This window comes from Amorphoplanes friuliensis DSM 7358 (assembly GCF_000494755.1).
In the GTDB taxonomy this organism is placed as follows: Bacteria; Actinomycetota; Actinomycetes; order Mycobacteriales; family Micromonosporaceae; genus Actinoplanes; species Actinoplanes friuliensis.
Window position 1 is genome coordinate 8,777,116 of record NC_022657.1, and the last position, 10,781, is coordinate 8,787,896.

The window sequence follows — 10,781 nt, forward strand, 5'->3', positions numbered from 1 at the left end:
ACTGACTAGTCAAACAACTAAGGAGCTTGTCATGGCGTACATCGTCACCGGGCCGACGGCCGGCATCGGCCGTCGCACTGCACTTGAACTGGCCAAACGTGACACCGTGATCCTGGTCGGACGCGATCCGGCCAAGCTGGACGACGTCCGGAAGACCATCGAGCGTGACGGCGGCCGGGCGGTGCCGATCGTCTGCGACCTGTCCGACCTGGCGAGCGTGCGGCGTGCCGCAGCGGAGATCATCGGGCTCGGCCTGCCGCTCACGGGCCTGCTCAACAACGCCGGCATCATGCAGATGCACCCCACGACCAACACCCTGGGCTGGGACCTGACTTTTGCGACGGACCACCTCGGGCCGTTCGCGCTGACCGAGGCCCTCACACCACACCTGACCGACGGCGCGCAGGTCGTCTTCATCTGCTCCAGCTGCGAGGATCCCGAGCGCCGGCCGGCCGTGATCGCCGGCTTCCGCGGGGGTCGTTACCTCTCCGCCGAGGCGAGCGCACGCGGCGACTGGGCGCCCGGCGGCTCCAAGCTGCCCGGCCGGGACGCTTACGCCACGGCCAAGCAGTGCAACCTCGCGACCGTGCTGGTGTTCGCGCGCGAACAGCCGCGGCTGCGCTTCAACGCGGTCGAGCCCGGCTTCAACCCGGCCACCGATCTCGGCCGTGACAGCAACGTCTTCCTGCGGGCGGTGGCGAAGTACGTGCTCTCCCCGCTGGCGCCGTTCATCAAGTACTGGAGCAACCCGAGGACGGCCGCGCGGGTGATCACGCGGGTGCTCACCGACACCTCCGGCGGCACAGGCGTCTACTACGACGAGAACGGCCGGCCCTTCCAGGGCTCCGAGCTTGTCCACCAGCCGGAATTCTCCGAGCGGGTGGTGGCCGAGACCCGCGCACTGCTGGCGCGGGTCCCGGTCTGATCAGCGGCTCAGGGCTCGAACTTGTAGCCCAGGCCGCGCACCGTGACGATGTAGCGCGGCGCCGACGGCTCCGGCTCGACCTTCGAGCGGAGACGCTTGACGTGGACGTCGAGGGTCTTGGTGTCACCGACGTAGTCGGCGCCCCAGACGCGGTCGATGAGCTGACCGCGGGTCAGGACCCGGCCGGCGTTGCGGAGAAGAAGCTCGAGCAGCTCGAACTCCTTCAGCGGCAGCTGGACCGACGAACCGTCGACCGTGACCACGTGGCGTTCCACGTCCATCCGGACCGGCCCGGCGGCCAGCGTCGGGGTCGTGACCTCGGCGGCTTCGGCGCCCTGGCGACGGAGAACCGCGCGGATGCGGGCGACGAGTTCGCGCGGGGAGTACGGCTTTGTCACGTAGTCGTCGGCGCCGATCTCGAGACCGACGACCTTGTCGATCTCACTGTCCCGGGCCGTCACCATGATGATGGGTACGGCCGAGCGCTGGCGCAGCTGCCGGCACACCTCGGTGCCGGACATCTCGGGCAGCATGAGGTCGAGCAGGACGATGTCGGCGCCGGTCCGGTCGAACTGCGTCAGGGCCGAGGTGCCGGTCGGAGCGACCGAGACCTCGAAGCCTTCCTTGCGCAGCATGTACGACAGGGCGTCGGAGAACGACTCCTCATCCTCGACCACGAGCACGCGAGCCAATGGGGGTTCCTTCCTTCGGGGCCGGCCTGATCAGGCCGAAGGGAGCCCGGCCGCGCCGGACTCGATCTCAATCGCCGCCGGTAACGGCATGGGGCTTTCCGGGGGTCGCGCCGGTAGGCGCAGGGTGAACGTCGAGCCACCGCCGAGCGTGCTGGTCACGTCGACGCGGCCGCCGTGGTTGGTGGCGATGTGTTTGACGATGGCCAGGCCGAGGCCGGTGCCACCGGTCGAGCGGGACCGGGCCTGATCGGCCCGGTAGAAGCGTTCGAAGATGCGGTCGACGTCGTGCGGGGCGATGCCGATCCCCTGGTCGGTGACGTCGATCTCGATCCAGTCGTCGGCCTCGCGCATGGTCAGGACCACCTGGGTGTCCTCGCCCGAATACGCGATGGCGTTCTCGACGAGGTTGGTCACCGCGGTGGCGACCTGGCTGTCGCTGCCGTAGACGGTCGAGCCCTTGGGCCCGGTGTAGACGACCTCGATGCCCTTGGCCGACGCCGTCGTCCGGGTGCGGTCGACCACCTCGGCGATCACCCAGTCCAGAGCGACCGGCTCCGGGGTCGGCAGCGGTTCGGCGCCCTGGAGACGGGTCAGCTCGAGCAGTTCGTTGACCAGCCGGCCCATGCGGGCCGACTCGTGATGGATGCGTTCGGCGAAGCGCCTGGCCGCGATCAGGTCCTCGGACTGCTCGGCCGCCTCCGCAGCGGGCAGCTCGGTCGCGTCGAGCAGCGCCTCGGCGAGCAGTTGCAGCGCGCCGATCGGGGTCTTCAGCTCGTGGCTGACGTTCGCCACGAAGTCACGCCGCACCCGGGCGAGGCGGTGCGACTCGGTGACGTCGGCGGCCTCGACCGCGACATGGGTGGAGTTGAGGGCGACAGCGCGCAGGTGCAGCCCGAGCGGCGCCTGGGCACCACCCGCGCGGCCTCGCGGCAGGTCCAGCTCGACCTCGCGGCGCACGCCCGTGCGCCGCACCTGGCCGGCCAGCGTACGCAGGATCGGGTGCGCCGCGATCGTCCCGGGCGCACCCCCGGAACGCAGCAGGCCCATGGCCCGTGCCGCGGGGTTGACCAGGACGGGCTCGTCCTCGGCGTCGAGCACGACAACGCCCACGCGCAGCGAGTCGAGGCTCTTGCGGCCGAGACCCTTGAGCCCGTGTTTGCCCATCCGATCGTCGTCGGTGTCGATCTTTCGTCCCCCCTCGATCGGCCGGACCTCGGCCTTCCCGGCCTTGGCTTTCCCGGCCTTCGCAGCCTGAGCTCCGCCTGGCTCCTCAGCCGGTGCGGCGGTCCGGCGATAGCGGGACAGCGCTGACCCGGCCAGCACGCCGACGGCGAGGGCCACGAGTACGAGGGTTGTGCCGAACACCGGATCCACGCTGCGATCGTAGGGTCATTGTTTACCTGGACCGTACGGCTAACCGGACAAATCCGGCGCGCTTCGAATAATGTTCACCACCAGGCCCGGCGTCGTTCACCGCCGTTCATGTTCAGGCTGCCGCACACCCCTACCGTTGCCCCTGCAAGCCCTGCTCACCAGGCTGCCGCCCCAGTAGGGCCAGCCCCGAACACCGGGACGAGAAATCATGCGCGAGGAGTTTCAGGCCGACCTGACCGAGGTCAGCCGCCTGCTGGTGACCATGGCGGAGTCGGTGCGCGCCGCGATGCGCAAGGCCACCACCGCGCTGCTGACCGCGGACCGGGAGGCTGCCGACGCGGTCGTGGACCGCGACGCCGAGGTCGACGAGATCTACCGCCAGGTCGAGGCCAAGGTCGCCGACACCATCGCCCGGCAGGCCCCTGTCGCCTCCGACCTGCGAATGGTCATCACCGCCCTGCACATCTCCGCCGACCTCGAGCGCATGGGCGACCTCGCCGAGCACGTGGCGAAGACCGCCCTGCGCCGGCACCCGTCGCCCGCGGTGCCGGCCGAGCTGCGACCCGTCTTCCGGCAGATGGCCGAGGTCGCGGACCGCATGGCCGACAAGATCACCGTGGTGCTGGCCAGCCCGAACGCCGATCTGGCGGCGGAGCTGGAGAAGGACGACGACGCCATGGACGACCTCGAACGCGACCTGTTCAAGGTGCTGCTGCACGACGACTGGCCGTACGGCGCCGAGACCGCGATCGACGGCGCACTGCTGGGCCGCTTCTACGAGCGGTACGCCGACCACGCCGTGAACGCGGGCGAGCAGATGATCTACCTGATCACGGGCGAGCCCGTCGTCAACTGACCTGTCACGAACACACGTCGGCCGGGGCACCACGGGGGTGCCCCGGCCGACGTGTCCGTATCAGCGTCCCTGGTTGGCGACCGCGGCAGCGGCTTCCTTCGCCGCCTCCGGGTCGAGGTACTGACCACCGGCGGTGACCGGGTGCAGGCTGTCGTCCAGGTCGTACCGCAGCGGGATGCCGGTCGGGATGTTCAGCTTCGCGATCGCCTCGTCCGAGACCTGGTCGAGGTGCTTGACGATGGCACGCAGCGAGTTGCCGTGCGCGGCGACCAGCACCGTCTTGCCCGCGAGCAGATCCGGGACAACGGCGTCGTACCAGTACGGAAGGGCGCGCGCGAGCACGTCCTTGAGGCACTCGGTGCGCGGCTTGAGCTCCGGCGGCAGGTTCGCGTACCGCGCGTCGGAGAACTGCGAATACTCGTCGTTCTCGTCGATCGGCGGCGGAGGCGTGTCGTACGAACGGCGCCAGAGCATGAACTGCTCCTCGCCGTACTCCTCGAGGGTCTGCTTCTTGTCCTTGCCCTGCAGAGCGCCGTAGTGACGCTCGTTGAGCCGCCACGAACGCCGCACCGGGATCCAGTGCCGGTCCGCGGTGTGCAGCGCGATCTCGCTGGTGCGGATCGCGCGTCGCAGGACGCTCGTGTGCACGACGTCCGGCAGCAGGCCGTGCTCCTTCAACAGCTCGCCGCCGCGCCGCGCCTCGGTCTCACCCTTGGCGTTGAGGTCGACGTCGACCCACCCGGTGAAGAGATTCTTGGCGTTCCACTCGCTCTCGCCGTGCCGCAGCAGCACAAGGGTCCCCACAGTCATGAGCTCCATCCTGCCGCAGGCCGCCCGGACGCGTGCGCCGACCCCGAGTGGCGACCACCACGTGGAAACCGGGCTGCGCGCTCGAAGGCCGATCAGTAGGTTGTAAGGCAACAGACGTCGTTCGGTGCTTACGGGGGTTCCGCGTGCGCAGGTGGTTACAGCAGGCTACGGGCGGTCTGCCGCGGCAGTTCTGGTTCCTCTGGACCGGAACGCTGATCAACCGCCTGGGCTCGTTCGTGATCATCTACCTGGCGATCTACCTGACCCAGCAGCTCGACTTCAGCCAGAGCCAGGCCGGTCTTGTCCTCGGCGCCTACGGCGTGGGCGGCGCCGTCGGCACGATGACCGGCGGCGTGCTGGCCGACCGCTGGGGCCGCCGCCCGACCCTGCTGACAGCGCAGTTCGGCGCGGCCGCACTGATGCTCGGCCTCGGCTTCGCCCAGGGCTTCTGGCAGCTCGTCGCCGGCGCACTGCTGCTCGGCCTGTTCGCCGAGGGCGTCCGCCCGGCGTTCCAGGCCATGATGATCGACATCGTTCCGGACCGGGACCGGCTCCGCGCCTACTCCCTCAACTACTGGGCGATCAACCTCGGCTTCGCGAGCGCCGCCGTCCTGGCCGGCTTCGCCGCCCAGTTCGACTACCTGCTGCTCTTTGTCGTCGACGCCGGCACCACCCTGATCACGGCCCTGATCAGCCTGATCTTCCTGGCCGAGACCCGCCCCTCCGGTACGCGGGGAGTCCCCCGTACCAAGGGCGCCCCCGGCCTCGGCACCGTCTTCCGTGACCGGGTCTTCCTGATCTTCCTCGGCCTCAACTTCTTCGTCGTCCTGATCATCATGCAGCACATGTCGACGCTGCCGATCGCCATGAGCGCCGACGGTCTGGGCCCGGCCACCTTCGGCTGGGTCATCGCCGTCAACGGCATCATGATCGTCGCCGGTCAGCTCTTCGTCCCCAAACTCATCGGCGGCCACGACCGCTCCCGCGTCCTGGCCCTGGCCACCCTGATCATCGGCGTGGGCTTCGGCCTGAACGCCTTCGCCGGCGCGGCCGCCCTCTACGTCCTGTCCGTGGTGATCTGGACGCTCGGTGAAATGCTCCAGACCCCGTCGAACTCCGCTCTGGTCGCCGAACTGTCCCCGGCCGCCTTGCGCGGCCGCTACCAGGGCGTCAACTCCCTGTCGTGGTCGGCGGGCTCGGCCCTGGCCCCGATCGTCGGCGGCTTCGTCCAGCAACACCTGGGCAGCACGGCGCTCTGGCTCGGCTGCGCGGCGATCGGCGTGGTGGTGGCCGCCGGCCAGATCTTCTCGGGTCCCTCCCGCGAACGCCGGGTCACCGCGCTCCGTGCCGCACTTCCCGCCACCGACCGGCTTGCCGAGCCGGAAATTGCTGCGGCTGGGCCGGAGGCAGAACCGGTCGCCGCGCCTGGAACGCGCCCGGCGACCACGGCGGAAGAGCCGGCGGTGTCCCCGGCCGCCACCGAACAGGCTCACCCAGAAGACGTCACCCCGCCGGAAATAACGCTGAAGGTCCCCGCCCGCGACTAGAGGTCCGAGCGAAGGACCCCTGGTTAGTAAACGCTCACCAACCGAGGGCGGGTAGCCGGGGCGAGCAAAGCGCGAACGCCCCCCGACACCCGGTTGGTAAACACTTACTGACCGGGAGCAGACGCCAGCCCGCACGGCTGTCAGGCGACCAGTTCGGCAGCCACCAGCTCGGTCAGGTCGACGTTGGGCAGGAGGCGACCGGCAGCCTCCGTCCCGATCTTCACGAGCGGGCCGCGCTGCAGCATCGTGCCGGGTTCACCGGGTTCCTTGGGTGCCGTTTCTTCCCAGACCGAGTCTTCGATCGCGTGGAGGGCCGGGACCACAAAGCCGATCAGCTCCCCGCCCGGCGCGTCCACCAGCAGGACCCGGGCGGTCGACGTGTCCGGGCTTCCGGCCACGCCGAGCAGTGCCTGCAGGGACAGCAGCGGCACCGACAGGCGGCGGTGGGTGAAGATCGCCATGAGCGGGCCGCCGCCGTCGAGGGCGATGGCGTTGGGTGGGTAGGGGACAATTTCGGTGATCTGGCTCAGGGGTGTGGCTGCTTCCATGCCGACGCTGTAGGTCAGGAACTTGCGCACGCTGGGGACCACCTGGCGGCCGTCCGGGCGGTCCTTGTCCTGCTGCTTGACCGGTGGCGGCGGTGGCGTCTCGGTACGCCCGCGCAACGAGACGCCGAGGCTGCCGAGGGCGTCGAGTTCGGCGTCGGCGCGCAGGGCTTCGCCGTCGAGCAGGAGGTGCTGGTCGCCGGATTCGCTGCGGAGCACACCCGTGAGGAAGCCACCTTTGCGCATGCCGACCGGTGGCAGGGGCAGCACGTCGCTGACCGGGACCGAGGCGATGTCGGCGATGTCGGACACGGTGAGGACGACCAGGCCGCGCGGCATGGCCAGGACCAGGCCGCGGAGGTTGCCGTCGTCCGGCACGGAGCCCAGGCCGAGGAGCACCAGCGGGTCCACGGCCGGTACGGCTTTGTCGTGCAGGTGGACCACGCCCCGGCAGGTGGTGCCTTCCAGCGGGGAGGAGTGCACGGTCAGTTGTGGGATGACCGAGTGGACGTGGTTGACGTCGATGCACAGGCCGATCGGGCCGCAGCGCAGGAGGAGGACCGTGCGGCGGGAGGCGTCCGCGGTCTCGCCGCCCAGGCCGGTGACGGCGCCGCGGGGGCCGGTGTCGCGGACGACCGGGATGCCGGGGAGTTTGGAGATCGCCTCGGCGTCCAGGAGGGAGACGACCGCGCCGTCCTCGGGGCGTTCGAAGGTGTGGGAGAACAGCGCGGGCGGGTCCCCGGCGACCGTGGTCTCCAGGAGCGCGTCGGCCGTCAGCCGGACCACACCTTCGATCTCGTCCGCGAGGAGTCCGAAGAGCTGGTCACCGCGGGCGACGATCACGATCACCTTGCCGCTCGTGTTGCCGTCCTCGTGACCGGCGAGCCGGCACAGGTCGAGGACCGGGATGATCACGTGGCGGAGGTTGACCGCGCCCAGCAGGCCCGTTGCCGTTGCCGGCAGAGGGCTGAAGCTGGGCGGGCGCATGATGACCTCGCGGAGTTCGTCCAGCGGCAGTGCGACGCGCAGGTCCCCCGCGTGGAACACACCGAAGAGGGCGGGGGTCGTCATCGTCCGGCGCCGCCCTCGGGTGCCATCGCGGCGTCCGTGCCGATCAGGTCGTTGATCAGCTGGTTGACCGAACGTGAGGCGGTCTGCTGGAGCTGGGTCGAGTCGGCGATCCGTTTGATGGACTCGCTGGTCGAGGCCACACTCTTGAGGATCTGGCCGAAGGCGCTCTGGGCGCGGTGCGAGACCGTCGCCCCCGTGCCGACCCGGTTCGCCGATTCGTTGATCAGGGTGGTGATCTCCCGGGCCGCCTCCGAGGAGCGTTCCGCGAGTTTGCGGACCTCGCCGGCGACGACCGAGAAGCCGACACCGTGCTCACCGGCCCGGGCGGCCTCGATCGAGGCGTTGAAGGCCAGCAGGTTGGTCTGGCTGGCGATCTCGCCGATCACGTTGACGATGGCCGCGATCTGGTCGGACGACTTCTCGATCAGGTCGATCGCCTCGATCGACTTGCGCAGTTCCTCGTAGCCCTCCTGGGCGTTCTGCTGTGTCTCGCCGGCGAGCGTGCTGGCCTGCTGCGCGCTGACCACGATCTCGTCGATCGAGCCGGTGAGGGCGTTGATCGAGTCGCTCATCTCCCGGGTCTTGGAGGACAGCAGCTGTTCCAGGCCCACCTGGTCGGTGATGTCGTGGGCGTACTTGACGACCTTGTACGGGTTCCCGCGCATGTCGAAGATCGGATTGTAGGTCGCCTGGATCCACACGTCGCGGCCGAACTTGCCGATCCGGTGGAACCGGCCGGTCAGGTATTCGCCCTTGCGCAGCCGCAGCCAGAAGTCGCGGTACTCCGCCGACGTCACGTAGTCGCCGGAGCAGAGCATGCTGTGGTGCTGGCCGATCAGCTCGCGGGCCGAATATCCGAGGGTGCGCTGGAAGTTCTCGTTCGCCGACAGGATCGTGCCCTCGAGGTCGAACTCGATGACCGCCTGGGCGCGATTGATGGCGATGTCCTTGCCTTCGTACTCCGCGCCCGTGAGTTTGGCCTTGGTCACGTCGGTGGCGTACTTGACCACCTTGAACGGGCGGCCGTCCAGGTCGAAGATCGGGTTGTAGGTGGCCTGGAGCCAGACCTCCCGGCCGTCCTTGGTGACCCGCTTGAACTCGCCGCTGCGGTACTCCCCGCGGGCCAGCTTCTCCCAGAAGGTCTGGTACTCGAGGGAGTTCGCCTCGTCCGGCTCCACGAAGAGGCGGTGATGCTGACCGCGGACTTCGTCGAGGGTGTAGCCCACCGTGTCGAGGAAGTTGCGGTTGGCGTTGAGCACCTGGCCCTCGAGGTCGAACTCGACCACGGCCTGCGCCCGGATGATCGCCTCGACCTTGCCCTCGTACTCGGCGTTGCGCAGTTTGCCCTCGGTCACGTCCGTGGCGTACTTGACGATCTTGAAAGGCCGGCCGTCCAGGTCGAAGATCGGGTTGTACGAGGCGAGCAGCCAGATCTCCCGGCCGCCCTTGCCGACCCGCTTGTACTCGCCGGCCTCGTACTCGCCGTGGCCGAGACGTTCCCAGAAGCGCGCGTAGTCGGGGCTGAGCGCCGCCTCGGGTTCCATGAAGATCCGGTGGTGCTGGCCGCGGACCTCGTCGATCTTGTAACCCGTGACGTCGAGGAAGTTCTGGTTCGCGTCGAGGATGCGGCCCTCGAGGTCGAACTCGACCGTCGCCTGGGCCCGGCCGATCGCCGCGACCTTGCCGACGTACTCGGCGCTCTTGAACTTGGCCTCGGTGACGTCGGTGGCGTACTTGACCACCTTCATCGGGCGGCCCTCGAGGTCGAAGATGGGGTTGTAGCTCGCCTGCAGCCACACCTCCCGGCCGCCCTTGGCCACCCGCTTGTACTCGCCGGTCTCGTACTCGCCGCGGCCCAGCGCCTGCCAGAAGTTGCGGTACGCCGCCCCGCGCGCCTCGTCGGCGTCGACGAACATCCGGTGGTGCTGCCCCTGCACCTCGTCGAGGGTGTACCCCATCGTGTTGAGGAAGTTCGGGTTGGCGTCGATGATCCGGCCCTCGAGGTCGAACTCGATGACCGCCTGCGCCCGGCCGATGGCCGTGACCTTGCCCTCGTACTCCGCGCTCCGCAGCTTGGACTCGGTGACGTCCAGCGCGTACTTCACGATCTTGTAGGGCTTGCCGTCCAGGTTGAAGATCGGGTTGTAGGTGGCGCGGATCCACACCTCACGCCCGCCGCGACCGATCCGCTTGAACTCGCCGCTCTCCACCTCACCGGCGCGCAACCGTTCCCACAGCTGCTGATATTCGGTGCTGTCGGCGTAGCGGGGCTCGCACAGGATGCGGTGCTGCTGGCCGACGAGGTCGCTCTGGGCGTACCCGGTCAGGGCCAGGAAGTTCTCGTTGGCGTTCAGGATCGTGCTGTCGAGGTCGAACTCGATGACGGCCTGGGCCCGGTCGATGGCCGCGTACTTGCCGCGGAGCTCCGTGACCTGCTTGCGGTCCTCGGTGATGTCGTACCCCGTGACCAGCACCTGCTGCCTGTCCGGTGACTGCTTGACGCCCGCCGGCGGCTCGATCGGCCCGCAGTTCAGGCGCAGCCACCGGTGCCGCTCGGTGCTGTCGATCACCTCGATGATCTGCTCGAGGTACTCGCCGGCACGGGCGGCGTCGAGCATCCGGTCGACCGCGGACGCCGAGGCGTTCCAGATGTCGCTGAGCCGGTTGCCGACGATCTCCGCCTCCGGCCGGCCGATCAGGTCGAAGAACCGGTCGTTCGCGGCGGTCACGACACCGGCCCGGGCGTTGACCGTCGCGATGAGCCGCTCGTGCAGCAGCAGGGCGAGGGCGGCTTGCTGAAGGGCTGGGTCCGCTGCGAAGGGCGTGGCGGGCTGGGCCATCGATTCTCCTGGGATGACGACGGTGCGGGACTACACCTAGCTGATCGGCCGAAGATCAGGTGCGCTGAGCCGCTTTCGTAATACGCCGAATTCTGATCAAGGCGGTAACTAGCCGCTCGGA

8 protein-coding genes are annotated in these 10,781 nt (G+C 69.1%); 3 read left to right on the plus strand and 5 right to left on the minus strand.

Translation table 11 applies throughout. From position 1 onward, the window contains the following. Positions 1-31: 31 nt before the first annotated feature. Complete coding sequence (locus AFR_RS40460) at positions 32-925, plus strand: SDR family NAD(P)-dependent oxidoreductase (RefSeq protein ID WP_023562639.1); 894 nt, start codon at positions 32-34, stop codon at positions 923-925. An 8-nt stretch (positions 926-933) separates the two neighbouring features. On the opposite strand, the gene AFR_RS40465 is transcribed toward AFR_RS40460, so the two are convergent. After that, complete coding sequence (locus AFR_RS40465) at positions 934-1,617, minus strand: response regulator (RefSeq protein ID WP_023562640.1); 684 nt, start codon at positions 1,615-1,617, stop codon at positions 934-936. 30 nt (positions 1,618-1,647) lie between these two features. Next, entirely contained in the window at positions 1,648-2,991 is a 1,344-nt protein-coding gene (locus AFR_RS40470; RefSeq protein ID WP_023562641.1) for a sensor histidine kinase, read from the minus strand. Between the two features lie 208 nt (positions 2,992-3,199). Between AFR_RS40470 and phoU the strand changes: the two genes are divergently transcribed. Beyond that, on the plus strand, positions 3,200-3,847 hold the full coding sequence (phoU, locus tag AFR_RS40475; protein WP_023562642.1) for a phosphate signaling complex protein PhoU: 648 nt from the start codon (positions 3,200-3,202) through the stop codon (positions 3,845-3,847). Positions 3,848-3,907: 60 nt separating this feature from the next. Here phoU and AFR_RS40480 read toward each other — a convergent pair whose 3' ends face one another. Then, positions 3,908-4,666 (minus strand): phosphoglyceromutase, encoded by a 759-nt coding sequence (locus tag AFR_RS40480; protein ID WP_041841520.1) that lies wholly within the window; start codon positions 4,664-4,666, stop codon positions 3,908-3,910. A gap of 134 nt (positions 4,667-4,800) precedes the next feature. Between AFR_RS40480 and AFR_RS40485 the strand changes: the two genes are divergently transcribed. Continuing rightward, the gene (locus tag AFR_RS40485) at positions 4,801-6,204 is read left to right on the plus strand and encodes an MDR family MFS transporter (protein ID WP_023562644.1); all 1,404 of its coding nucleotides are present in this window, start codon (positions 4,801-4,803) and stop codon (positions 6,202-6,204) included. Positions 6,205-6,344: 140 nt separating this feature from the next. On the opposite strand, the gene AFR_RS40490 is transcribed toward AFR_RS40485, so the two are convergent. Then, entirely contained in the window at positions 6,345-7,820 is a 1,476-nt protein-coding gene (locus tag AFR_RS40490; protein ID WP_023562645.1) for a chemotaxis protein CheW, read from the minus strand. Next, positions 7,817-10,660 (minus strand): methyl-accepting chemotaxis protein, encoded by a 2,844-nt coding sequence (locus AFR_RS40495; RefSeq protein ID WP_023562646.1) that lies wholly within the window; start codon positions 10,658-10,660, stop codon positions 7,817-7,819. The genes AFR_RS40490 and AFR_RS40495 overlap by 4 nt, the downstream gene beginning before the upstream one ends. Between the last annotated feature and the right edge of the window lie 121 nt (positions 10,661-10,781).

Bases quoted from the DNA above. Each gene is read 5' to 3' on its own strand.
- AFR_RS40460 (WP_023562639.1), top strand. From the start codon at position 32: ATGGCGTACATCGTCACCGGGCCGACGGCCGGCATCGGCCGTCGCACT.
- phoU (WP_023562642.1), top strand. From the start codon at position 3,200: ATGCGCGAGGAGTTTCAGGCCGACCTGACCGAGGTCAGCCGCCTGCTG.
- AFR_RS40480 (WP_041841520.1), bottom strand. From the start codon at position 4,666: ATGGAGCTCATGACTGTGGGGACCCTTGTGCTGCTGCGGCACGGCGAG.
- AFR_RS40490 (WP_023562645.1), bottom strand. From the start codon at position 7,820: ATGACGACCCCCGCCCTCTTCGGTGTGTTCCACGCGGGGGACCTGCGC.
- AFR_RS40495 (WP_023562646.1), bottom strand. From the start codon at position 10,660: ATGGCCCAGCCCGCCACGCCCTTCGCAGCGGACCCAGCCCTTCAGCAA.